The sequence below is a fragment of the Streptomyces sp. NPDC034085 genome (assembly GCF_055575555.1).
The window spans coordinates 180,520-202,368 of the sequence record NZ_JBVISL010000009.1; the positions used below are offsets into that span (position 1 = coordinate 180,520).

General features: G+C 72.5%; 22 protein-coding genes and 1 pseudogene. 18 read left to right on the forward strand and 5 right to left on the reverse strand.

Going from position 1 to position 21,849, the window contains the following annotated elements; all coding sequences use genetic code 11:
* Positions 1-25 precede the first annotated feature (25 nt).
* From ACZ501_RS27360 to ACZ501_RS27400, 9 genes are read left to right on the forward strand one after another with little or no spacing between them, the layout of a single operon-like run.
* On the forward strand, positions 26-301 hold the full coding sequence (locus ACZ501_RS27360) for an acyl carrier protein (RefSeq protein WP_468798975.1): 276 nt from the start codon (positions 26-28) through the stop codon (positions 299-301).
* Positions 298-1,800, forward strand: a complete 1,503-nt coding sequence (locus ACZ501_RS27365; RefSeq protein ID WP_468798977.1) for a class I adenylate-forming enzyme family protein — start codon at positions 298-300, stop codon at positions 1,798-1,800. Before ACZ501_RS27360 ends, ACZ501_RS27365 begins: the two co-directional genes overlap by 4 nt.
* On the forward strand, positions 1,797-3,146 hold the full coding sequence (locus tag ACZ501_RS27370; RefSeq protein WP_468798979.1) for a type III PLP-dependent enzyme domain-containing protein: 1,350 nt from the start codon (positions 1,797-1,799) through the stop codon (positions 3,144-3,146). Before ACZ501_RS27365 ends, ACZ501_RS27370 begins: the two co-directional genes overlap by 4 nt.
* Positions 3,143-3,391: a phosphopantetheine-binding protein gene (locus ACZ501_RS27375; protein WP_468798981.1), complete on the forward strand. Its 249-nt coding sequence runs from the start codon at positions 3,143-3,145 to the stop codon at positions 3,389-3,391. Before ACZ501_RS27370 ends, ACZ501_RS27375 begins: the two co-directional genes overlap by 4 nt.
* The gene (locus ACZ501_RS27380) at positions 3,388-4,599 is read left to right on the forward strand and encodes an acyl-CoA dehydrogenase family protein (protein ID WP_468798983.1); all 1,212 of its coding nucleotides are present in this window, start codon (positions 3,388-3,390) and stop codon (positions 4,597-4,599) included. Before ACZ501_RS27375 ends, ACZ501_RS27380 begins: the two co-directional genes overlap by 4 nt.
* Entirely contained in the window at positions 4,589-5,758 is a 1,170-nt protein-coding gene (locus tag ACZ501_RS27385) for an acyl-CoA dehydrogenase family protein (protein ID WP_361595968.1), read from the forward strand. Before ACZ501_RS27380 ends, ACZ501_RS27385 begins: the two co-directional genes overlap by 11 nt.
* Positions 5,755-6,381 (forward strand): 4'-phosphopantetheinyl transferase family protein, encoded by a 627-nt coding sequence (locus ACZ501_RS27390; protein WP_361595965.1) that lies wholly within the window; start codon positions 5,755-5,757, stop codon positions 6,379-6,381. Before ACZ501_RS27385 ends, ACZ501_RS27390 begins: the two co-directional genes overlap by 4 nt.
* A 44-nt stretch (positions 6,382-6,425) precedes the next feature.
* Positions 6,426-6,986 carry a flavin reductase family protein gene (locus tag ACZ501_RS27395; protein ID WP_361595962.1) on the forward strand — a complete coding sequence of 187 codons (561 nt, stop codon included), beginning with the start codon at positions 6,426-6,428 and terminating at the stop codon, positions 6,984-6,986.
* Positions 6,987-6,991: 5 nt separating this feature from the next.
* Positions 6,992-7,579 carry a response regulator transcription factor gene (locus ACZ501_RS27400; RefSeq protein WP_468798985.1) on the forward strand — a complete coding sequence of 196 codons (588 nt, stop codon included), beginning with the start codon at positions 6,992-6,994 and terminating at the stop codon, positions 7,577-7,579.
* Between the two features lie 79 nt (positions 7,580-7,658).
* Here the strand turns inward: ACZ501_RS27400 and ACZ501_RS27405 are convergent, their stop codons facing one another.
* The gene (locus ACZ501_RS27405; RefSeq protein WP_361595956.1) at positions 7,659-8,963 is read right to left on the reverse strand and encodes a condensation domain-containing protein; all 1,305 of its coding nucleotides are present in this window, start codon (positions 8,961-8,963) and stop codon (positions 7,659-7,661) included.
* 226 nt (positions 8,964-9,189) lie between these two features.
* Here ACZ501_RS27405 and ACZ501_RS27410 point away from each other — a divergent pair, with 226 nt between their 5' ends.
* The 6 genes from ACZ501_RS27410 to ACZ501_RS27435 are packed head-to-tail and all read left to right on the forward strand — an operon-like array spanning position 9,190 to position 15,267.
* Positions 9,190-10,209, forward strand: coding sequence for an NAD-dependent epimerase/dehydratase family protein (locus ACZ501_RS27410; protein WP_468798987.1), 1,020 nt, complete (start codon positions 9,190-9,192; stop codon positions 10,207-10,209).
* 12 nt (positions 10,210-10,221) lie between these two features.
* On the forward strand, positions 10,222-11,397 hold the full coding sequence (locus ACZ501_RS27415) for a DegT/DnrJ/EryC1/StrS family aminotransferase (RefSeq protein ID WP_468798989.1): 1,176 nt from the start codon (positions 10,222-10,224) through the stop codon (positions 11,395-11,397).
* A 21-nt stretch (positions 11,398-11,418) separates the two neighbouring features.
* Positions 11,419-11,922, forward strand: a complete 504-nt coding sequence (locus ACZ501_RS27420; RefSeq protein WP_468798991.1) for an NUDIX hydrolase — start codon at positions 11,419-11,421, stop codon at positions 11,920-11,922.
* Positions 11,919-12,740, forward strand: coding sequence for an inositol monophosphatase family protein (locus ACZ501_RS27425; RefSeq protein WP_468798993.1), 822 nt, complete (start codon positions 11,919-11,921; stop codon positions 12,738-12,740). The genes ACZ501_RS27420 and ACZ501_RS27425 overlap by 4 nt, the downstream gene beginning before the upstream one ends.
* A 59-nt stretch (positions 12,741-12,799) precedes the next feature.
* The gene (locus ACZ501_RS27430) at positions 12,800-14,212 is read left to right on the forward strand and encodes an MFS transporter (protein ID WP_468798995.1); all 1,413 of its coding nucleotides are present in this window, start codon (positions 12,800-12,802) and stop codon (positions 14,210-14,212) included.
* Positions 14,209-15,267: an alpha-hydroxy acid oxidase gene (locus ACZ501_RS27435; protein ID WP_468798997.1), complete on the forward strand. Its 1,059-nt coding sequence runs from the start codon at positions 14,209-14,211 to the stop codon at positions 15,265-15,267. Before ACZ501_RS27430 ends, ACZ501_RS27435 begins: the two co-directional genes overlap by 4 nt.
* 34 nt (positions 15,268-15,301) lie before the next feature.
* Here the strand turns inward: ACZ501_RS27435 and ACZ501_RS27440 are convergent, their stop codons facing one another.
* The gene (locus tag ACZ501_RS27440; protein WP_468799224.1) at positions 15,302-16,366 is read right to left on the reverse strand and encodes a cobalamin-independent methionine synthase II family protein; all 1,065 of its coding nucleotides are present in this window, start codon (positions 16,364-16,366) and stop codon (positions 15,302-15,304) included.
* A 330-nt stretch (positions 16,367-16,696) separates the two neighbouring features.
* On the opposite strand from ACZ501_RS27440, the gene ACZ501_RS27445 reads away from it, so the two are divergent.
* Positions 16,697-17,224, forward strand: coding sequence for an EF-hand domain-containing protein (locus ACZ501_RS27445; protein WP_361595935.1), 528 nt, complete (start codon positions 16,697-16,699; stop codon positions 17,222-17,224).
* Here the strand turns inward: ACZ501_RS27445 and ACZ501_RS27450 are convergent.
* Both ACZ501_RS27450 and ACZ501_RS27455 read right to left on the reverse strand, forming a co-directional pair.
* Positions 17,219-19,321 (reverse strand): trehalose-6-phosphate synthase, encoded by a 2,103-nt coding sequence (locus tag ACZ501_RS27450; protein ID WP_468798999.1) that lies wholly within the window; start codon positions 19,319-19,321, stop codon positions 17,219-17,221. The genes ACZ501_RS27445 and ACZ501_RS27450 overlap by 6 nt on opposite strands.
* Before the next feature lie 26 nt (positions 19,322-19,347).
* Complete coding sequence (locus tag ACZ501_RS27455) at positions 19,348-19,566, reverse strand: hypothetical protein (RefSeq protein ID WP_468799001.1); 219 nt, start codon at positions 19,564-19,566, stop codon at positions 19,348-19,350.
* Positions 19,567-19,680: 114 nt separating this feature from the next.
* On the opposite strand from ACZ501_RS27455, the gene ACZ501_RS27460 reads away from it, so the two are divergent.
* On the forward strand, positions 19,681-20,499 hold the full coding sequence (locus ACZ501_RS27460) for a lipase family protein (protein ID WP_468799003.1): 819 nt from the start codon (positions 19,681-19,683) through the stop codon (positions 20,497-20,499).
* Positions 20,500-20,686: 187 nt separating this feature from the next.
* Positions 20,687-21,232 carry an EF-hand domain-containing protein gene (locus ACZ501_RS27465; RefSeq protein WP_468799005.1) on the forward strand — a complete coding sequence of 182 codons (546 nt, stop codon included), beginning with the start codon at positions 20,687-20,689 and terminating at the stop codon, positions 21,230-21,232.
* Here ACZ501_RS27465 and ACZ501_RS27470 read toward each other — a convergent pair.
* Positions 21,213-21,734: pseudogene (locus ACZ501_RS27470) on the reverse strand (chorismate-binding protein); the annotation flags it as partial. The gene ACZ501_RS27465 and the pseudogene ACZ501_RS27470 sit on opposite strands and share 20 nt — an antisense overlap.
* Positions 21,735-21,849: the final 115 nt, after the last annotated feature.

Consider the following 21,849-nt stretch of genomic DNA (forward strand, 5'->3'; position numbering starts at 1 on the left):
CGGTGCCACGCCACCCCTGGCTGACATGTCCGCGCTAGAAGGAGAGGTCGTCGCGCTGGTGGCCGAGCACCTCGGCCTGCCCGAGGAACAGGTGCGCCGCGCACCCTCGCTGTTCGACCTGCCAGGGTTCGACTCCCTCGCCGTGGTGGCCGTCCTGGAAGGGCTGGAGGAACGGACCGGCCACGAGATTCCGCCCGAACGGATCGTGCCCGAGGCGTTCGAGTCGATCGGTTCCGTCACCGCCTTGTTCCCGCCCGCCGGCCCCCCGGGATCCGACTGTCACGAGAAGGGCACCGCATGACCGTCACCCTGCTCCACGACCTGCTCGACCGACGGGCGGACCGCACCCCCGACGCCCCCGCCCTCACCCGGGCGGACACCACCTGGACGTACGGGGAGCTGCGGCAGCACAGCCGGGCGCTGGCCGCGCGGCTCGCCGGCCACGGGGTCGGCAGGGGTGACCGAGTGCTCGTCCTCGCGCCCCACGCCGCCGAGACCGTCGCCGCCCTCTTCGCGGCCTCCCGTCTGGGCGCGTCGTACTGCGTGGTCAGCGACCAGACCCGGCCCTACCACCTGCGGCACATCCTGGCCGACAGCGAACCCGCGGCCGTCCTGGCCACCGGGGAGGCCGCCGCCCGCGTCGAGGGGGAGACCGGGCGCGCCGTCCACTGGTACGACGCAGACGGGCAAGCGCCGCTCGACGCCGCGCCGCACGAGGACGACGGCCGGGCACCCTGCCTGTCGGTCGACGCCGTCGCGCTCACCTACACCTCGGGCAGCACCGCCATGCCCAAAGCCGTCGTCTCCACCCACCGCCAGGTCCTCTTCGCGACCGCCGCCATCCAGGACGCCCTGCACTACCGGCCCGACGACCGGATCCACTCCTGCCTGCCGCTCTCCTTCGACTACGGCCTCTACCAGGTGTACCTGGCCTGTGCCTCCGGTGCCCACCTCGTCCTCGGCGACAGCAGCCAGGCCGGCCCCGCCCTGCTCACCGCGCTGCGCACCAGCGGCGCCACCGTCCTGCCCCTGGTCCCCTCACTGGCCTCCAACCTGCTCCGGCTGCTCAGCCGGTCCGACAGCGCCCCGCCGCCCCTGCGGCTCGTCACCAACACCGGCGCGGCACTCCCGCCCGCCCTCAGCGCCCAGCTGCGCCAGGCGATCCCCACACTCGCCGTCGTCCCCATGTACGGCCTCACGGAGTGCAAACGCGTCTCCATCGCCGAACCCGACCTCGACCTGACCCGCCCCGGATCGGTCGGCCGACCGCTGCGCGACACCGAGGTCTACGCCGCCGACCCGGAAGGCCGGCCCCTGCCACCGGGGCAGACCGGGGAACTCGTGGTCCGCGGCCCTCACGTCATGGCGGGCTACTGGCGTGCCCCCGAACTGACCGCCGCCCGGTTCGGCCGGGACGCCATCGGCCAGCCGCTGCTGCGCACCGGCGACCGCGGCTGGGTCGACGCCGACGGCTACCTGTACTTCGCCGGACGCGATGACGACCAGTACAAGCAGCGCGGCTTCCGGGTGAGCACGGTGGAGGTGGAGGCCGCCGCGCTGGACATCCCGGGCGTCCACCTCGCCGCCGTACTGCCGCCGGCCGGCACCCGCGGGGCACTGCTGGCCGTCAGCGCCGACCTGTCCGCCGCGCACCTGGCCAAGGAACTCGGCGAGCGTCTCGATCCGGTCAAGCTCCCGTCCGCGTACGAGGTCCTCGACGAGCTCCCGCTGAGCGTCAACGGCAAGGTCGACAAGCGAGCCCTGGCCGACCTGCTGCGCACACGGGGGACGGCCGCATGACGCTCCTCACCGACCTCGCCCGCACCTACGGCACACCCGCCTACGTGTACGACCTCCAGGCGGTCCGCTCCGCCCACGCCGACCTGCGGACCGCGCTGCCGTCGGGCACAGAGCTCTACTACTCCGTCAAGGCCAACCCGCACCCCCTGGTCATCGCCTGCCTCGCCGGCCTGGGCTGCCGGACCGAGGTCGCCTCCCCGGGCGAACTCGACGCCGCGCTGGGGGCCGGCGTGCCACCCGACCGGATCCTGTTGACGGCCCCCGGCAAGAGCGAGAGCGCCGTCGCCCACGCCCTGGCCCGGCAGGTGACCCACTTCTCCGCGGACTCTCCGACCGACCTCGCCCGCATCGCCGGCCAGGCCGAACGGCTCGGGGTGCCGGCCGACTGCCTGTTGCGGGTCAACGCCGACCAGGCGGTGCCCGGCATGGGGCTGTCCATGACCGGAACGGCGTCGCAGTTCGGTGCCGACGCCTCCTGGATCCTGCGCGAACCCCACCTGTTCCGGGGCCACGACATGGCCCGGGTCACCGGTCTGCACCTGTACATGGGGACCAACATCGCCGAACAGGACAAGCTGCTGAGACAGTTCACCATCGGCGTCGAACTGGCCGCCGCACTGCGGACGTCGGTGGGCGAACACCTCACGACCGTCGACCTCGGCGGCGGCTTCGGCACGCCGTTCGCCCGGCAGGGCGACCGCCCGGTCTTCACCTCCCTGGCCAAGGAGCTGACGTCCGTCCTGGACGGAGGGCTGCCAGGCTGGCGCGACGGCGAGATCACCGTCGCTTTCGAGTCCGGCCGCTACCTCACCGGGGACTGCGGCCATCTGCTGACCACCGTCCTGGACACCAAGGAGTCCAAAGGCACCCGCTTCACCGTCCTCGATACCGGCATCCACCACCTCGGCGGCATGTCGGGCCTGCGGCGGGTCCCACCGGTGTCCCCTGACGTCCTCCACGCAACCGCCACCGCAACCGCCACCGACGCGGACGGCGTCCGACGCGGGACCGCGCCCGCCCCCCGGACGGGAGCGGGGGCCGAGCGCACCCGGACGCCCGGTGTGCTCGCGGGCCCCCTGTGCACCCCCCTCGACACCCTCAGCCGCAACACGCCCCTGCCCCCCATGGAAACGGGCGACGTGCTCGCCGTCCCCAACGTCGGCGCCTACGGACTCTCCGCCAGCCTCATCGCCTTCCTCGGCCACCACCTGCCCGTCGAGATCGTCGTCGACGCCGGACACGTCGTCTCGGCCACCCGGCTGCACCTGACCCGCCACGACGCCGGCCCCGGTGAGACCGGCCCGTCATCACTTCCCGCCCACCACCTCGAAGGAGCCCCGGTATGACCGACGACCAGTTCGAAAGCCTGCTGCGCACCCGGCTGCCGTACCTGCCGGCCGACGAGCCCCTGCGCGACGACGCCGACCTCACCCAGCTCGGACTCGACTCGATGCAGGCCATGGAGCTGCTGTTCGACATCGAGGAGGAGGCCGGCATCACCGTCCCGGACTCCGCCATGAACGCCGAGACCTTCGCCACCCCCGCCAGCCTGCGCGCCGTCGTGCACCAGCAGGCCGAGAAGGCCGCGTGAGCGCCCCCGCGACGGCCCCCGCGACGGAACGGCCACCGGCGACACGGCTCGACGCCCGCGTCGAGGCCGTACTGCCGGTGCTGCGCGAGGACGCCGCCCGGATCGACGAGGCCGCCGCCTTCCCCGTCCGCGGCCTGGCCGCGCTGCGCGAGAGCGGGCTGATGGGCCTGCTCGTCCCGCAGGAGCACGGGGGCCTGGGCGGCTCCTCGACGGACCTGACACATGTGGCCCGGGAACTGGCCGGGGAGTGCCTCTCCACCGCCATGATCTGGGCCATGCACTGCCAGCAGGTCGCCGCCCTCACCCGGCACGGCAGCCCCGGCCTCCGGGCGCATCTGCTCCCCCGCATCGCCCGGGGCGAGGTCTACGTGGCTTCCGTCACCAGTGAGAAGGTCAAGGGAGGGCACCTGCTCAGCGCCCACTCCCCGCTGACCGAGGAGAGCGACGGCAGCCTCCGGCTCGACCGCGAAGCGCCCATCGTCACCGGGGGCGCGCACGCCGACGGCTTCCTGATCACCCTGCGCGACGGCCCCGCCGCGGCCCCCCACCAGGTGACCGCCGTCTACGCCGATCGCAGCCGGCTCACGGTGGAGGAGGGGCCCGACCGGTGGAACCCCATGGGCATGCGCGGCACGCACAGCATCCCGCTGCGCCTGAGCGGCACCGTGGACGAGACCGCGGTCGTGGGACGGCGCGGCGGCTTCAAGGACGTCGCGGTCGCCGACTTCGTCCCCGCCGGCCACCTCGCCTGGGCCGCCTGCTGGCTCGGCGCCGTACGCGGCGCGCTCCGCTCCGTCCTGAAGCTGCTCCGGTCCCCGGCGGGACGACGCCAGTTCGACCTTTCCGGCCGGCAGTTGCGCGCCCGCCTCGCCCGGGTCCGCATGGAGCTCGACGCCATGGCCGCCCTGCTCGCCCAGGTGACCGCGGACAGCGACCGGCACCGCGGCACGGCCGGTGCCGGATCACCGCCCGTGCAGATGCGGCTGAACGCCCTCAAGGTCTACACGGCGGAACGTTCCTTCGCCTGTGTCGACCAGCTGATCCGGGTGGTGGGCCTGCGCCACGGATACATGCGCCACTCCGACCTCCCGCTGGAGCGGCTGTTCCGGGACCTCAGGTCCGCCAGTCTCAACTACGCCGACGACCGCCTGCTCGCGGCGAACGGAGCCATGTGCCTGCTCGACAGGGAGGTCTCCCTTGCCGACTGACAGGACCCTCATGGTCGCCCGGCCACCGGACACGACCGGCTCCCACGGCACTGTGCCGCGCCTGGACCGCGCCCTGGACTCCCTGCCCGTCGCCGCCCTCCATGCCGACGGCCGGACACTGATCCGCGCCCTCGGCGAGGCCGGAGTCGTCGCGGACTGCCTCGCGGGCCCCGACCCGCGCCAGCCGCTGCGACTGCCGCTCCTGCACACCGTGCTCGGCGGCCTCACCGGCAGGGTGTCGCACGGCGCCCAACTGGCCTGCCTCCTGCACCTGTCGACCCTCACACCGCTGACACTGCGACTGGCCGGCGAGGAACGGGCCGACCCGCTGATCCGGGGCCGGGCGACGGCTGCGCTGGCGGCCACCGACTCCGGAGCGGCCGGCTCCGACCTGCCGGGCCTGACCACCGAGGTGCGCCGGCACGGAGAGGACCTGGTGCTCGACGGGCACAAGACCTGGATCACCGGCGCCCAGTGGGCGGACCATTTCCTGGTCCTTGCCCGGCACCGGCCCGGCCGCCACTTCTCCGACTTCTGCCTCGTCATGGTGCCCGCCGACGCGCCCGGCGTGAGCGTCGAACCGATCGGCACCCCGGTGATGGCCGGCGCCGGCCTCGGCTCGCTGGCCCTGGACGGCGTCCGCCTGCCCGCGCGGGCGATGCTGGGCCGCCCCGGCAGGGGCATGGTCGCCTTCACGGAGCAGATGGGCGCCGAGCGCCTCGCCGGCGGCATGTGGACGGCGTCGCTGTGCCGCCGGCTGCTGGCCGCCGCCGCCGACGACGCCTCCCGGCGCCACCTGGGCGGCCGTGCCCTGTGGGCGGAGTCCGCCGTCCGGCAGCGTCTGGCCGTCCTGTTCGCCCGGGTACGGCTCCTGGAGGCCCTCGTCGATGACATCACCGCGCGCACCACGGCAACAGGCCGCTTCCCGCTCGCCGACACCGCCGTGGTCAAGGCCACGGTCGGCCCGCTGGCCGCAGACGTGGCGGACACCTGCCTCCGCCTCGCGGGCGCCGCCGGCCTCACCGCCGACAGCGACCTGCTGCGTACCGCCCAGGACGTCCGTACCTTCGCGGTCGCGGGAGGCAGCACCGAGACCATGCTCGAACTGATCGCCGAGGGGCTCCCCGCCGCCGCGGGACGAGCGGAGCCGCGGCCATGACCCTCGTCCAGGTCGACCCCACCACGTTCGTCCGCGTCCTGCCGAGGCCGGAACACGCACAGCGGGACGACTCCGTGCTGTCACCCGAGGAACGCGCCCGGTGCGCGGCCATGCCGCCGCACCGGCGCCAGGAGTTCACGCACGGCCGGACCCTGCTGCGCCACCTGGTCGCGGAACTCACCGGAGCCGACCCGCGCCGGGTCTCCCTCCGCCTCGACGCCCGCGGGGCGCCCCACATACCGGGAAGCGGTCCGGGCGTGTCCATCTCCCACTCGTCCCGCCACACCGCGGTCGCCGTCCGGCTTGCCGGTCCCGTGGGTGTCGACGTCCAGGACCCGCCACCGGTACTGAGCGAGCGCATGGTCCGCCGGTGCTGCGGCGCGCGGGCCGACGAACTCCTCGCCCTGGACCGGGCCGAGGCCGGCGCCGCGTTCGCCCGTGTCTGGGCGGTCCAGGAGGCGGTGGTCAAAGCACGGCGACTGGGACTGGCCGGAGCGCCCTGGCGTGTCCCGGTGGCCCTGAACGAGCCGCGCGGTCTGTGGCGCGGCGTCTCCTGGCGGTCGCTGCCGCAGGTCGAGCCGGTGGCCCTGGCGGTTGCCACCGGCCCCGCCGATCCGGTGTGACCCCCGCCCGTTCCCCCTCATCCCACCTCATGAAGGAGTACGTGATGACGGCTCACCCGCTCGCCCGCGCGACGCAATCCGTCTCCAGCCCACCCCGCGACCCGACCACCGCAGGTCCGCCCGGCGGTGTTGCACCGGAGGAGTTCCGCGCCTTCATGACCTCCTGGCCCAGCGGTGTCTCGGTGGTCACCGCCCAGCACGGCGACGAGGACCCCATCGGCTGCACCGTCAACGCCGTACTCTCCTGGTCCCTGCGGCCGCCGATGATCGCGGTGTGCCTGTCGGAGACCAGCCGGACCCTGCGGACCGTCCGCGCCTCCGGCATGTTCGGCGTCAACATCCTCAGCTGGGACCAGCGCCGGCTGATCGACCAGTTCGCCACGGCCCCGGCCCACGAACGGTTCGACGGCGTGGACCCCCTCCACCAGGCCGGGCCGGCGCTGCTGCGCGGCGCCGCCGCCGCGGCGCGGTTCACGGTGTGCGCCACCTTCGCGTACACCGACCACGTCCTGGTGATCGGCCGGCCGGTCGGCCGCCTGTACGCGGCGGACGTGTCCCCGGTCGTGCTGCACAACAGGTCCCGCCGCCATCTGAGGGAAGGATGAAACCAGTGCCGATTCCGTCCGCCGAGGTCCTGGGAGATCGCTCGTCGAATAGACCCGACGACTCGGAATCCTGTTCGTACACCCTGGCGATACTGGCGGGGGAGTTATCGCCGGAAGACGTGCGCGACGTCTTGCACGGAAATGCTGGATACGGCGTGCGCGTGGTAGCCGTTTCCAGTGTCGCGACAGGGCGCGTCGAAGGAAGGGCAAATGTACTGCCGGCCGTACTGGCGGCTGCCGCGGAAGCCCTGGGAGAAAGCGGTGGCGACCATGGGAATTCCGCCCGGCCCGGAGGCCGGGCGTGGCGGATCGAGGACGACGGCGGGAGATCCGGACGGAGCGGGGAGAGGGGGCGGGCGGGGGAGGCGCCGGACCCGGACCAGTCGCCCGGGCTGTCCGCCCGGGAGCGGGAGACGCTGCTGCTCGTCGCCGACGGACTCACTCGCAATCAGGCCGCACGCCGCATCGGCATCAGCCCGCACACCGTCGACACCTACCTCAAACGCATCAGGGCCAAACTGGGCCTCGGCAACAAGGCCGAACTCGCCAGAGCCGCGGAACGCTACCGGCACGACGGCGACCGCCGCCCCTGACCCCCCACCACCGATCGACCGGACGATGCGCCGCGAGGCCCCCGCCAGGGCCTCGCGGCGCCGTCTTTCCCGGCCGCCCTCACGCCACCAGCTTGGCCACCGGCTGGTGCCCCGCACCCGCCGCCCGGCGCAGCAGCGCCACGACCCCGTCGGCGATCTCTCCCGCCGACGGGGCCCCGGAGCGCGGACCGCCGAAGAAGCTGCGCACGAGCGTCTGCCGCGGGTCGAAGTCGAACCGGACCGTCGTGCAGGTCATCGGCCGCCCCGGCCGGAACGCGCCGAGTTCCGTGGTGCGGGGCGCCGAGGCGCCGGGGCCGGGACGGCCGCTGCCCGGCAGCTCGCCCGTACCGCGGCTGACGTGCAGCTGCACATAGCCGACCTGGTCGCCCTCCAGCGCCGCCCGGTAGGCGGGTACCGCCTCGGCCAGCTCGGGGACGGACAGGCGCGAGTGGCGGACGGCACAGAGTGAGGAGTGGTACATGTCCTGCGCGTGCTCGACCAGACTGCGGTCCTCCTCGATGTGGCAGACCAGCGGCCGTTCGTTGATGAAGTAACCGACGACCTCGTCCACCTGCTGCCGCCGACGGGTCGAGACGGGTGTGTGGACGACGAAGTCGCGCTGCCCCGTGCGCTGCCACAGCACCAAGGAGAGCAGGGCGGAGACGGTGGTGAACTCCGACACGCCGAGCTCGGTGCTCAGCCGCCGCACCGCGCGGTCCAGGTCCGCGCCGTCGTGGACGTGATCACGCTGGCTCAGCACCGCCGGTCCGACGGCGCCGTCCAGCGCGGGGTCGTGCAGGGGGGACACCGCGTCCAGGGCCGAGCGCCAGGCGGCGGTCTCCCGCGCCGCGCTCCGTTCGCCGTCCGCCGCGCGCCGCCGACACCAGTCGGCGTAGTCGCCCGGCGCGGGAAGGCCCGGCCCGTACGGCCCGCCTTCGACCAGAGCGGCCAACTGGCGGGCGGCGACGACCGAGGAACGGGCATCGGACACCAGATGGTCCATGGCGACGACGAGGACCGCCCGCCGGCCGGGACCGCGGACAAGTTCGAAGGCCGCCCGCATCGGCACCCCGGCCGGATGGAGCTCCGCGAGGTGCAGCGCCGTCAGGCGCTCCCGCACGGTCCGCTCGACGTCCGCGCTCTCGACGACCACCGGCCGGGGAAGGTCGGGCCCCGTCCACTGGACCGTGGGCGGGCTGCCGCGCAACGCCGCGCGCAGGGCCGCCTGGTGCTCGCAGAACACGGCCACGGCACCGGCGACCCGCGCCTCGTCGACGCCTTCGGGGAGGGGCAGGGTAAATGTCATGTTGTGCGCCACTCCCGGTCCCAGGAGTTTCTGGGCGTAGAGCATGCTGTATTGCTCGGCGAGGAGGGGAAAAGACATTCCACCTGCTCCTTCGGGGAATCGAGGCATGGCGATGACATTTCCACCGTATTCCGCACGGGCTTTCCGCGCACGTCCCTGAAAAAAGGGTCAAGGTGATCCCGCATCAGTGAGGGAGAGCCGGGAACGTGGTCGGAGCGCCGATCGAGCCGGACCGCCGGCGGTTGACGCGGGCCCTTTCCAGAAGGGAAACCGGCGCGGAACGTCCCAGCAGAGGAGACTCATCGTGACTTCCATACTGATCACAGGCGGGCAGGGCTACGTCGGCTCGACGCTGGTCCGTCAGCTCGCCGCCCGCGGAGTGCGCGTCACCGTCGTCGACAACGACCTGGTCCCCGGCGCAAGGATCTCCGATCCCCGAGTGACCTACGTGGGCGGGGACATCCGTGAACCGGGTGAGTGGCAGCCGGCCCTGCGGGGCGTGGACGCCGTCATCCACCTCGCCGCGGTGGTGGGCGACCCGGCGTGCGGCCTGGACACCGACCTCGCCTGGCAGACCAACTACCTGGGCACGGTGCGCGTCGCGGAGGCATGCCAGAAGGCCGGCGTCACCACCTTCGTGTTCGCCTCGACCTGCAGCAACTACGGGGCCACCGAGAACGACGAGGAGGTCGACGTCTGGTCACCCCTCAACCCCCAGTCGGTCTACGCCCAGTCGAAGATCATGGCGGAGCACTATCTGCTGTCGCTCGGCGGGAGCGCGCTCACCGCGCACATCCTGCGTTTCGCCACCGTCCACGGGTTGTCAGACCGCATGCGGTTCGACCTCGCGGTGAACGTCATGACCGCCCACGCGGTCACCCGGGGCGAGGTCGCCGTCCACGGCGGCCGGCAGTGGCGGCCCTTCCTGCACGTCCAGGACGCGGCCAAGGCCCTTCAGGCCGCGACGGACAACACCTCCCCGACCCTCTACAACTGCGGCTCGGGGGAAGAGAACTACCAGATGGCGCAGATCGGCGAGGTCATCGCCCGTGAGATCCCGGGCACCCGCGTCGTCGTCCAGGAGGAGGCGGCGGACCCGCGCAACTACCGGGTCAACTTCGAACGCATCCGCGAGGCCCGCCGCTTCCAGCGCCGGTTCGGCGTCGTCGACTCGGTCCGCGAGATACGGGACGCCATGGCCCGAGGCCGCTATCTGGACTTCGCCGACGCCAAGTACAGCAACTTCCTCACGGCACAGAACGCCCTCGCCGCCACACCCGCGCCGGGCGCCGCTCGCGCGTTCTCCCCCGCCGCATCCGTCTGAGAGGGACACCGAATGACGTCCGTCAGCACCGACGCCGCCACGCCCGCCCCGTCGCGGACCGATGCCCGCCCGCCCATCCCGCTGGTGCGTCCCACCGTCGAACCCGACAGCGCCCTGCTCGCCAGGATGGACGACGTCCTGAGGTCGGGGATGCTCACCAACGGGGTCTGGGTCCGACGTTTCGAAGAGGCGGTGGCCGAGTACCTCGGAGTACGCCATGTCGTGGCCGTCAGCAACTGCACGGCCGGCCTGATGCTCGTCCTGCGCTCCATCGGCAGGGCCAAGGACGTCGTCGTGCCGGGCTTCACCTTCATGGCGACCGGCCACGTCGGCGCCTGGAACGCCCAGCACCTCCACTTCGCCGACAGCGACCCGCACACCTGGACCCTCGACCCGGCAGCCTGCGCCAAGGCGGCGTCGGCCGCCGACGCGGTCGTCGGCATGCACACCTTCGGTGCCCCCTGCGACGTGGACGCGCTCCAGCGGGCGGCCGGCGCCCGGGTCCCCGTGGTGCTGGACGCCGCGCACGGCTTCGGCAGCCGCTATCCGGACGGCACCATGGTCGGCGGCAAAGGGCTCGCCGAGGTCTTCAGCCTCAGCCCCACCAAGCCGCTGTCAGCGGGTGAGGGCGGACTCGTCACCACCGGCGACGACAACCTGGCGCAGGAGTTGCGGACCGGCCGTGACTACGGCAACCCCGGGGACTACGACGCCCGCTTCGTCGGGCTGAACGCACGCATGCCGGAACTGTCCGCCCTCGTCGGTCTCTCCGCACTGGAACGCTTCCCGCACTGGCTGGAGCGCCGGATGACGCTGGTCCAGCGCTACCGCCGCAACCTCGCCGACCTGCCCGGACTCACCTTCCAGGACATCCCCGAGGGCGCCGGCAGCTCCTACAAGGACCTCGGTGTCCAGGTCGAGCCCGAGGCGTTCGGCACGGATCGCGCCGGAGTCGCCCGGGTGCTGTCCGCCGAAGGCATCAGCAGCCGTTTCTACTTCGACCCGCCGCTGCACCGGCAGACCGCGTACCGCTCCGAAACGGCCCCGCCCACCCTGCCGGTGACGGACCGGCTGGCCGCCCGGATGATCACTCTCCCGCTCTACTCGCACATGCCGGAGCAGGACGTCGACCGGGTTTGCGACGCCGTACGGCGGGCACATGTCGATGGCTCTGCGCACGCGGCCTGACCACCGCCGAAGGGACGACGGATGAACGACTACGTGGCCGAACTGCGCGCTCTGCTGGGCCACCGGCCCGTCATCTTCCCCGGTGCGTCGGTGGTCGTGACCGACGACCTGGGCAGGGTGCTGTTGCTGGCCCGCACCGACACGGGCGGGTGGGGGCTGCCCGGCGGGCTGATGGATCCCGGCGAGTCCTTCGAGGACACCGCCCGCAGAGAGGTGCTGGAGGAGACGGGACTCGTCGTCGGTGAGCTCGCCTTGCTGGGCCTGTTCTCCGGTGGGCCGCAGTACTTCTACCGCTACCCGAACGGCGACGAGGTCCACAACGTCACCGCGGCCTACGTCGCCTCCCCGCCGGCCGGCGCCACCCTGGTCCTCGACCGGGCCGAGAACACCGACGCCGCGTTCTTCGACATCGACGACCTGCCCGCCGACGTCATCACACCAGAACGCCCGATCCTCGCCACGTACCGGGACGCGTGCCGGGACCGGTCGGCCGTGCTCACGGCGAAGGCGGCGGGGGAGCGGTGACCGACTACCTCCCCTGGCTCGACACGATCCTGGACCGGGCGGACGGACTGGCCCTGCGGTACGCCGGTTCAGGCGGCGCCGTCGAGGTCGTCGGGGTGAAGGCCGACGACCGCAACCAGATCAGCACCGCCGCCGACCACGCCATCGGGGAGATGATCGTCGCGGCGCTCGGCCGGGACTTCCCCGCCGACTCGGTCATCGAGGAGGAGAGCGGTGTGCGGGAGGCCGACGGTCCGGTCACGTGGATCGTCGACCCCCTGGACGGTACGAGCAACTACGCGGCGGGCAGCCCCCTCTACGGCGCGATGCTCGCCGCCGTGGACGACCGGGGCCTGCTGGCCGCGGGCATCACCCTGCCGGCCCTGGGACGGCGGTACCTGGCGCAGCGCGGCCGGGGGGCGTTCCGCGACGGCACCGCCTTCCGCACCCCCGCCTGCGCCGGACTGGAGGGCCGCCTGGTGGCCTACGGCATGGACAAGGCCGGCCCGGAACGGATGGCCGAGGACGCCCGGCTCATGACCGCCATCGCCGCGCAGTGCCTCGGTACGCGCGCCAGCAACAGCGTCTTCGACGCCGCCCTCGTCATCGACGGCGCCTACGCCGGCTACGTGCACCGCAGCTGCCGCATCTGGGACGTCGCCGCACCGGCGTGCGTGCTCTCGGAGAGCGGCGGGACCCACAGCGATCTCAGCGGACGTCCGCTGGACTTCCGTGACCCGCTGTCCAAGGCGGACCTGGTGTACGAGGTCATCCTCGCCGCCGACGGCGCACGCGAACCGCTCGCGGCGCTGGGCGGGCAGGCGGGGCCGGCCGGATGAGCGGCCGTGCACCCGGCCACCGGACAAGCCCCCGAGCGGAAGGCGATGGACCATCCCCGATGTCGACACCCCGCGGGCGCCCCCTCCGCCGGCCAGGCACGGCGGTCGGTCTCGCCGCCGTGCTCCTGGGCCTGACCTACGGCTACGACGGCACGGCGATGGCCGGCGCCCAGATCCTCGTCACCCGGACGTTCCACCTCTCGCCCTTCGAGCAGGGAACGCTGTACGCCGGTCCCGTCGTGGGCCTGATGGCGGGAACGCTCCTGGCCGGACGGCTCTCCCACGGGGCGGGCCGGCGCGGCGCCCTCGTCGTCGCCGCGGCCGTCTGCTCCCTCACCACCCTCGTGTCCGCGCTGTCGGTGAACCTCCTGATGCTGGTGGGCACCCGCGCGGTGCTCGGCATGAGCATGGGGGTGCTCATCGTCATCGTGCCCGTGCTCATCGCCGAGTCCGTCCGCACGGCGATCCGCGGCCGGGTCGCCGTGCTCTACCAGTGCGCCACGGCGGGCGGATGCGCCGCCACGTACTTCGTCAGCTATCTGCTGGCCGGCGGCGGCCACTGGCGGACCATGCTGGTCATCCCCGCGTTCTGCGCCGCCGCGGCGGCCGTCGCCCTGTTGCGGCTGCCGGAGACGCCGAGCTGGTACCTCATGAAGGGGCGCGCCGACCGCGCCGCAGCAGCCGACCGCGTCCTCGGGACACTGGAGCCGGACACCGTCCCCGAGGAACCCGCCTCCCCCGAGGAGCTCTCCGCCGGGTCCGCCCAGGGGCGGCTGCGCGAGCTGTTCCATCCCAAGTACCGGCGACTGACCTTCTTCGTCGTCACCCTGGGCTTCCTCGTCCAGATCACCGGCATCAGCGCCATCGGCTACTTCAGCCCCCGCATCTTCCAGCGCATGGGCTACGAGGGCGACTTCAGCCTGCTCGTGCTGCCCGGCTTCATCCAGCTGCTCTCCGCCGTCGCCGCGCTGGTGTGCGCGGTGGCGATCGACCGGGTGAGCCGCCGCACCGCCCTGCTCACCGGCACCGCACTGATGACGGCGGGCCATCTGCTGCTCGTCGGCGTGTTCGCGGACATCCTCCCCGCCACGGCCGGTCTGCTCGGGCTCGCCGTCTTCGCGGTCGGCTTCAACGCCGGTTTCGGCGCGCTGATCTGGGTGTTCGCCGCCGAGGGCTTCCCCCGCCGGCTGCGCGGCCCGGGAGCGTCGGCCATGCTCCTGTCCAACCTCAGCGCCAACCTGATCATCGCCCAGTTCTTCCTCAGCGCACTGTCCGCCCTGGGCGGCACCGCCACCTTCTGCCTGCTCCTCGCCGTCAACGCCGTCGCCTGGTGCTACGTGTACGCCAAGGTGCCCGACACCACCGGCAGGACGCTGGCCGAAGTACAGGCGTACTGGGAGGACGGCCGCCGCTGGAAAGGCCCTCCCGTCGCCTCCGCCGCCCCGGAGACCCCGGACGGTGAACGGCCGTGACCTCCCGGATCGACGCCGGGCCCGACCTCGCCGAGCGGGCCCGCGGGGTGCTGGACCCGACCTCGTTCGCCTACTACGCGGCCGGGTCCGGCGAGAACCTCACGCTCCGGGAAGCCCCGGACGGCTGGCGCGAGCCACGGCTCCGCCCCCACGTCCTGCGCGACGTCTCCACGGTGGACACCCGCACCACCCTGCTCGGCACGGACCTCGCCGCCCCCGTCGTCGCGGCCCCCACCGCCTTCCACAGCCTCGCCACCCCGCAGGGAGAGATCGCCACCGCCCGGGGCGTCGCCTCGGCCGGTTCGCTGCTGGTCCTCTCCGGACGCTCCAGCCGCGAACCCGAAGCGGTGGCCGAGGCGGCGGGCCCCTGGTGGGCCCAGATCTACTGCCTGCGCGAACGGGCCGTCACCGAGCAGTACGTCCGGCGCGTCGCCGCCGCCGGAGCGCGGGCCCTGGTCCTCACCGTCGACGCGCCCTACGTCACCCCCCGCGGCGCCGAACTCGGCCCTCTGCCCTTCGACGCCGGCGACACCAGCGCCCGGCTGTCCGACCCCGCCACCCGGCCCGACGCCCTCGAACAGGACCCCTCGCTCACACCGGGCGTCATCGCACGGCTGCGTGACCTCTCCGGCCTGCCGGTCCTCGTCAAAGGGATCCTGCGGCCCGACGACGCCCTCGCCTGTGTCGAGGCCGGTGCCGAAGGGATCATCGTCTCCCACCACGGCGGACGCCAGCTCGACCGCGTCCTGCCCACCAGCCGGGCCCTGCCGCCGGTCGTCGAGGCGGTGGCCGGCCGGGTCCCCGTCCTCGTGGACGGCGGCATCTCGACCGGCCTGGACGTCCTGGTGGCCCTGGCCCTGGGCGCCGACGCCGTACTCGTCGGACGCCCCGTCCTGTGGGCCCTGGCCCTGGGCGGCGCCGCCGGAGTGGAGTCCCTGCTCCACTCCTACCGGGAGCAGCTGTCCCGAGCCATGGCCCTCGCCGGATGCCCCACGACGGCCGACATCACCCCGGACCTCGTCCACACGGGCAGAGAGCACGGAACACCGTGCTGAACCGAGTGACCTGCGTGACGGGTGGGGTTCTCGGTCAGCCGGTCAGTTCGCGGGTGGCCAGAGCCGTGCCTTCGATGCGGGCGCTGATCTTCGCGAAGGCGGTGTCGCGGGAGGTGGAGGTGTCGTCGGCGAAGGGGGAGAAGCCGCAGTCGTCGCAGGTGCCCAGCCGGTCGGGAGGCAGGTATCGGGCGGCTGCCAGGACGCGGTCGCGTACCTCCTGGGGTGTTTCGACACGTGGGTCGATCGGGTCGGTGACGCCGATGAAGACCTGGGTCCGGTCGGGCAGGTGTTCGGCGAGGACGGCGAGAACCTTGTCCGGGTCCGGCTCGCTGGCGAGCTGGATGTAGAAGGCACCGGCTTCGAGACGGAGGAGTGCGGGCAGCAGGGCCGTGTAGTCCACGTCCAGGCTGTGGGTGGAGTCCTGATCACCGCCGGGGCAGGTGTGGATTCCGATCCTGGCCCGTTCGGTGGTGGAGAAGCGTTGCAGGACGCGGTTGTTGAGAGCGATGAACTGGTCGAGCAGGCCGCCGCTCGGGTCGATCTTCAGTGCCAGGCGGGCCTCGGTGAAGTCGAGCTGCACGCGGTGGGCGCCGGCGTCCAGGCATCGGCGGATGTCCGCTTCGGCCTCGGCGGTCAGGTCGTCGAGGAAGGCTTCGCGGGGGTATCCGTCGATGCCGTCGGCCGGGTAGAGCAGGCTGAGCGCCGAGGGTGCGATGACGGCCTGCTTCACCGGTGAGGCGGTGTGGCGGAGCGCGGCGCGCAGATAGCGGTCCGCGTACACGCCGTACCGCAGGGGCCCGGCCGTGAGGCGGGGCAGCTGCCGTTGGTGCCCGTCGGCGAAGGGGATGACGACGCCGTCGGGTGCCAGTCGGTCCAGGCCGGTCAGCGGGTAGGTGGCGAAGCTGGGCTTGGCCTGTTCGCCGTCGGTGACGACCGGGGAGCCGATCTCCTCCAGGCGGCGGACGGTGTCGCGGACCGCGCGGTCCTGGGCGGCGGCGAGTTCCTCATCCCCGATCCGGCCCTCGGCATGGTCCGCCATGGCGGCGAGCAGCTCGGCGGGTCGCGGGATGCTGCCGATCGGTTCGGTGGGAATGCCCACCGTGCTCCGGCTCACGGCTTGACCTCCAGCTGTGCCTCACCGTTGCCGCCCCGGAGCCCGGCCAGGGAACTCGTCACGACCGTTGTGCAGTGTTTGCCGAACATCCACCCTCCACGGAATGTGTCCTTCCATAAAGGTGGTGTCTACCCCCAGGCCGCCTCCGCCGTCTCCGGCGCGTCGAGTCGCACCATCGGCGCTTCACGCGCACTCCACGTGGCGAAACACCTCCCGCGCCCCCCGGATGGGTGCCTTGATCATCACGCCCGAGGGGCAAGGACAACCCGCTCGGATCGAAGCACCCACCCGCGAACACCGTCAGGAAGGACCCCGATGGACCAGACAGCCGCCCAAAGGCTCATCTTCGCCATGCTCGACGCGGACGGAGACGGCATCGTCTCCCGGCAGGAGTACCTGGCCCGCACCGGGAACGTGGCACGGGCGATGGGACTCGAGGACGACGACCGGCGCGTCGTCACCGCACGCACCCTCGGCGAACGCGCATGGGAGTCGATGGACGCCGACGGCGACGGAAGGATGACCTTCGACGAATACGCGGCCTGGGCCGGAGCGGAGGCGTTCGACACCGTCTGCGCACCCGTCCTCGGCGCCCTCTTCGACCTCGCCGACACCGACCAGGACGGCGCCCTCGACCTCCACGCATTCACCGCCCTGCGCACAGCGCTGAACAACCCCGCCACCAACGCCGAAGCGGCGTTCACCGCCCTGGACACCAACGGCGACGGCAGCATCAGCCGCGACGACTACATCGCATCCATCCGCGCTCACGTCACGGGCGAAGGCTCTCCTATGGGCAGGGCGCTGTACGACAGGCCGCTCTCCGACGTCTCACCGTCATGATCGAGGCATGGCCGACGGAGTGGTCCGACCAGCCGCGTCGCCGATGGCGGTGATGACGGAGCGTGCCCACTGGAGGGGGTCGGGGAAGCGCAGCAGCTTCGCCAGGCCGTCCATGTGTGCGGTGCGCTGGTCACCGGGCATGGTCAGCGCTCGGTGCAGGGTCTGCTCGAGGTCGGCTCGGTCGTGGGGGTCGGTGAGCACTGCTGCGCTTGCCAGGTGCCGGGCGATACCTGCGTGGCGGGACAGGACGAGGACGCCTGGCCGGCGGACCGCGCTGCGCGCCGCGACGTACTCCTGGGCGGTGAGGTTCATTCCGTCGGCGAGGGAGGCCACCCAGAAGACGTCTGCGGCGAGGTAGTGGTCGACGACTTCCGCGAAGCTCAGGTTGCGGGGGATGTAGTCGACCGGTTGCCAGTCGCGCGTGCCGTACCGGTCGTTGATCTCGGCGATGGACCGTTCGAGTTCGGTACGGGTGGAGTCGTACGCGCGGATCCCCGTCTCCGGTGGTGGGCAGACGAGGCGGTACCGCATCCGTCGCCGCAGGCCGGGGTGGTGGCGCAGCAGGCCGGCCAGCGCGCGGATCTTGTGTACGGGAGCCTTCGCGTAGTCGAGCCGTTCCACCGACAGGACGAGCTGGACGCCTTCCTCCGCGCCGCGAGGGCGCCGTGTGCGTGCGAGGGCGGCGACGGCGTGGCGGTCGATCCCCAGGGGGTGGACCCCGATCCGCGGCAGCGGACCGCCGGTGCCGGAGAGGAGCCGGCGGAAGTTGTCGGCGCAGTCGTGGGTGTGGAAGCCGGCCCAGTCGAGTCGCCCGAGCGAGTCGCGCAGTTGCCCGGCGGCCGGGATGCGGCGGAAGACGTCCGGGTGGGGGAAGGGGGTGTGGTGGAACAGTCCGACGGTCACATCCGGGCGGCGGGCCTTGAGGGTGCCGCCCACGAGCCAGAGGTTGTAGTCGTGCAGCCACACTGTCGCCCCCGGTGCGGCGAGGGAGTTGATGTGACGGGCGAAGGCGGCGTTGACCGCCTCGTAATCGGGCCAGGACGCGGGCCGGTCCTCGATGAGCTGCGGCTGGGACACCAGGGCCGGCCACAGCGTTTCCTTGCACACCCGGTGGAAGTACCCGGCCCACCTCTGCGGACTCAGGGCCAGCAAGGACAGGGGCAGACCGCCCGTGACGGCCGGCGGCAGGTCGGGCAGCGGCCCGTCTCCGACGTGCGCGGCCGCCCACACGGCGTCCAGGCCTTCATCGGCCAGAGCGGCCTGCAAAGTGGGCAGGATGCCGTTGGGGCTGGCGGGCGGCTGCCAGCGGGCTTCGTGCCAGCGCACGGGCGGCCGGTGGTAGCCGATGACGACCGACCGCCGTTCGAGCCAGCCCAAGCGCTCCATCGCCTCCAGCACGGCCGCCGCACCCGGCAGAGCAGACCGGTGGAGCCCGGCACGTGCGGGCACTGCCGAGACCAGGGCGGATTCCGCATTGCCCACGAGCACCGCACTGGTGCCCAGGTGAAACAGCGACAGGTCGTTGCGGGAATCCCCGGCCACCAGCAGAGCCCGCCGGTCCCAGCCGAGCGTGCGCCCCAGCAGCCGCAGCGCCTGCCCTTTGCCGGCCCGGGCCGGCAGCACGTCGAAGTAGCGATCGCCGGCGTACGACCAGGAGCAGCCCAGCGCCCTCACCGCGGCCTTGAGGTCGTCGGTGAGGTCTTCCGGGGCCAGATGGAAGGAACATCGGCCGTCCTGGACCACGTGCTCCTGGTACACCAGCCGGGGGAACCGCCTCAACGCCGCACGGACCCTCTCGGTGCCGGGCCAGCCCGCCCGCAGCCTCTCCTCCAGAGCGTCAAGACGCGTCATGTGCGCACCGTCGATGACGCTCGCCCCGACGTCCCCGATGATCCAGCGAGGGGGCGGCACGAGAGCGTCGTCGCGTAAGAGCTCCTGGACGGAGTCGAGGCCCCGCCCGGTCGCGAAGACGACCACGATGTCGGGATGCCGCTCAAGGGCCTCCAGCAGACGCCGCCGATCGCACGCCGACCCGCCCAGCAGGGTCCCGTCCAAGTCCGTTACGAGGACCCTGGCCGCAGCCGCCTCTGCACTCACCGATGCTCCCTCCGACTCCCGGCGCCTCACCAGGCCGGGTCGTGCGTCACCGGATCGATGGCCGTCGACCCGTCCTGCTCTTCGGAGCGGACCGGACGAGCCGCACTGCTGCGAAGCTCCCGGATCGCCTGCCCGAGCCTGGCCGTACGCAGGTCATCGCTCCCCGCAAGGGTGGCGACCAGCTCGTCGGGAACACAGCGGGCGGCAGCCACGAGTCCGTCGATGACAGGGTCAGCCGGGGGCACGGCACCTCCACAACGCAGGGGGGCACGCCGGGCAGCGTCCCCAAGGTGGCAACGGTGAGTAACTATAGTCACTTTCCGTAGTTGTCGCCTGTCCGGCCACCGAAGGGATCCGTCATGACGACCGCTGTCATCGACCACGCCGCCACCGACTACAGCATCGGCCACGCACTGGGCATGGCCCGTGCGGCCGAGCTGGCCTACAAGGACGAGCGGACGGTGGAGGCCACCGCGCGGGAGTGGGGGTTCGACCGCGTCCGCCACCATCACACGACGTTCAAGGCGCCGTTCCCGCTCGAGGACACCCAGGCCTACACGATGGCCAGTCCGCAGATGGTCGTCACCGCGTTCCGGGGAACCCAGCCGGTCGAGATGCGTGACTGGCTCTCCGACACCACGACCCCGCCCTGGCCCGGCCCGGGCAGGACCGGCTTCGTCCACTACGGCTTCGGCGAGGCCCTCGACGGCGCCTGGCCGCACATCCGCGCCGCGATCGACGAGTTCCGCGACAACGACCAGACCCTGTGGTTCACCGGCCACAGCCTCGGCGGCGCCCTGGCCATGCTCGCGGCCGCCCGCCTGCACTTCGAGGAACCCAACCTGACCGCCGACGGCGTCTACACCTTCGGCCAGCCCCGCACCTGCGACCGCACGCTCGCCCGCGCCTACGACAGTGCCTTCACCCGGCGCATGTACCGCTTCGTGAACAACAACGACGTCGTCCCCCAGCTCCCGCCCGAGCCGGTCTTCCACCACGTCGACGCCCTGCGCTACATCGACTCCAGCGGCACCGCGCACGACAGGATGCCGGTGGTGGGCGGGCTGCTGGACCGGGCCAAGGGCGCGACCGCCGACATGCTCGCCCCCGCCTCCGACGGCGTACGCGACCACCTCATGGACAAGTACATCGCCGCCCTGGAGAAGAACCAGAACTGACGCCCTGCCGCAGTGGCCCGCCCGGCCCCGGGCCCCTTCGCCCGTGAGGCCATGCGCAGCCGAGGGAGCGGCGGGAGCGGCCGGGACGCCACCCGGTCGCGGGTGTGGCGTGTCCCCGGCGGTCGCCGGCGGAGCCCTACGCTGCCGCTCGAATCCGTTCATCTCCCGCCCGGAAGGGGCCTTCGCCATGAGTGAGTCGCAACTCCGCGCCAAGTACGTCCGTCGTTTCCACACGCTCGACTCCGCGGGCGACGGGTACCTCGACCAGGCGGAGGTCCAGGAGCGTGCCCAGCGGCTCCTCGGCGCCATGGGCGAACCCGCGACGACGCCCCGGGGCATGGCGGTCAAGAAGGGAGCGGCGGCGTTCTGGGAGCAGCTTGCCAAGCTCGCCGGCGTCCAGGGCGAGGACCGGCTGGACGAGGAGGCGTTCGTGGGCGCCCTGCTCCGCGCGCGCGAGCTGGGGACGATCGGTGACCTGGTGGGCCCGTCGGTGGAGGCGCACGTCACCCTGGTCGACAGTGACGGGGACGGCAGTGTCAGCCTGGATGAGTTCCTGAAGGCGCAGAGCGCGCTCGGACTGCCCGAGAGGGACTCCCGGCGGGCCTTCGAACAGCTCGACCTGGACGGCGACGGCCTGCTGGACGTCGAGGAATGGCAGCGCGCCGTCATCGACTTCTACACCAGCCCCGAGGAGGACTCCGCGAGCGCGCTGATCATGGGCGGGCGCAGCTGAGGACATCGAGCATGGTGGAGAGCTTGCGTCCGGTTTCGGCGTGTTCGGCCCGGGGCCGTGAGGCGGGCAGGATGCCCGCCCCGGCGTAGAGCCGAAGACCCCCTCCGTCGAGCAGGGGGCAGCGCAGGGCGATGACCCACTGCCCGTCACCGTGCCGGTCCGTCCACCCGACCAGGTCGGTGTAGAACTCCCGCGGTCCCTGCTCGAACTCCGCGATCAGCTCGCGCGCCGCCGCCTGCGGGACCCCGCAGACAGCTGCTGTGGGGTGGAGCAGTGCGGCGAGTTCGAGGGAGCTGGGGGCCGGGTGCCGCAGCCGGGCCCGGACCAGCGTCGACAGGTGCCGCAGCGGCCCGGCCGCCTTGACGGCCGGCCGGTCCGGGACATCCAGCCGGCTGCACACCGGCGCCAGCCGCTCCGCCAGTTCCTCCGTCACCAACTGGTGCTCGCGCCGGTCCTTGGCCGACAGCAGCAGCGCACGGGCATGCGCCCGGTCCCGGACCGGATCCGGGTGCCGGGGGGGGGGGGGAAAGAGGGAGGAAGGGCGGAAGCGCGGTGAGACAGATCCGTTTGCCCGTGTGGGTTTTCACTTCCTCCGTAGGATTGCAACCCAAAAAGGT

What these genes read in the sequence shown, in the direction of transcription:
- ACZ501_RS27360 (WP_468798975.1), top strand. Translation starts at nt 26, where the DNA reads ATGTCCGCGCTAGAAGGAGAGGTCGTCGCGCTGGTGGCCGAGCACCTC.
- ACZ501_RS27365 (WP_468798977.1), top strand. Translation starts at nt 298, where the DNA reads ATGACCGTCACCCTGCTCCACGACCTGCTCGACCGACGGGCGGACCGC.
- ACZ501_RS27370 (WP_468798979.1), top strand. Translation starts at nt 1,797, where the DNA reads ATGACGCTCCTCACCGACCTCGCCCGCACCTACGGCACACCCGCCTAC.
- ACZ501_RS27375 (WP_468798981.1), top strand. Translation starts at nt 3,143, where the DNA reads ATGACCGACGACCAGTTCGAAAGCCTGCTGCGCACCCGGCTGCCGTAC.
- ACZ501_RS27390 (WP_361595965.1), top strand. Translation starts at nt 5,755, where the DNA reads ATGACCCTCGTCCAGGTCGACCCCACCACGTTCGTCCGCGTCCTGCCG.
- ACZ501_RS27395 (WP_361595962.1), top strand. Translation starts at nt 6,426, where the DNA reads ATGACGGCTCACCCGCTCGCCCGCGCGACGCAATCCGTCTCCAGCCCA.
- ACZ501_RS27405 (WP_361595956.1), bottom strand. Translation starts at nt 8,963, where the DNA reads ATGTCTTTTCCCCTCCTCGCCGAGCAATACAGCATGCTCTACGCCCAG.
- ACZ501_RS27415 (WP_468798989.1), top strand. Translation starts at nt 10,222, where the DNA reads ATGACGTCCGTCAGCACCGACGCCGCCACGCCCGCCCCGTCGCGGACC.
- ACZ501_RS27420 (WP_468798991.1), top strand. Translation starts at nt 11,419, where the DNA reads ATGAACGACTACGTGGCCGAACTGCGCGCTCTGCTGGGCCACCGGCCC.
- ACZ501_RS27430 (WP_468798995.1), top strand. Translation starts at nt 12,800, where the DNA reads ATGTCGACACCCCGCGGGCGCCCCCTCCGCCGGCCAGGCACGGCGGTC.
- ACZ501_RS27445 (WP_361595935.1), top strand. Translation starts at nt 16,697, where the DNA reads ATGGACCAGACAGCCGCCCAAAGGCTCATCTTCGCCATGCTCGACGCG.
- ACZ501_RS27460 (WP_468799003.1), top strand. Translation starts at nt 19,681, where the DNA reads ATGACGACCGCTGTCATCGACCACGCCGCCACCGACTACAGCATCGGC.
- ACZ501_RS27465 (WP_468799005.1), top strand. Translation starts at nt 20,687, where the DNA reads ATGAGTGAGTCGCAACTCCGCGCCAAGTACGTCCGTCGTTTCCACACG.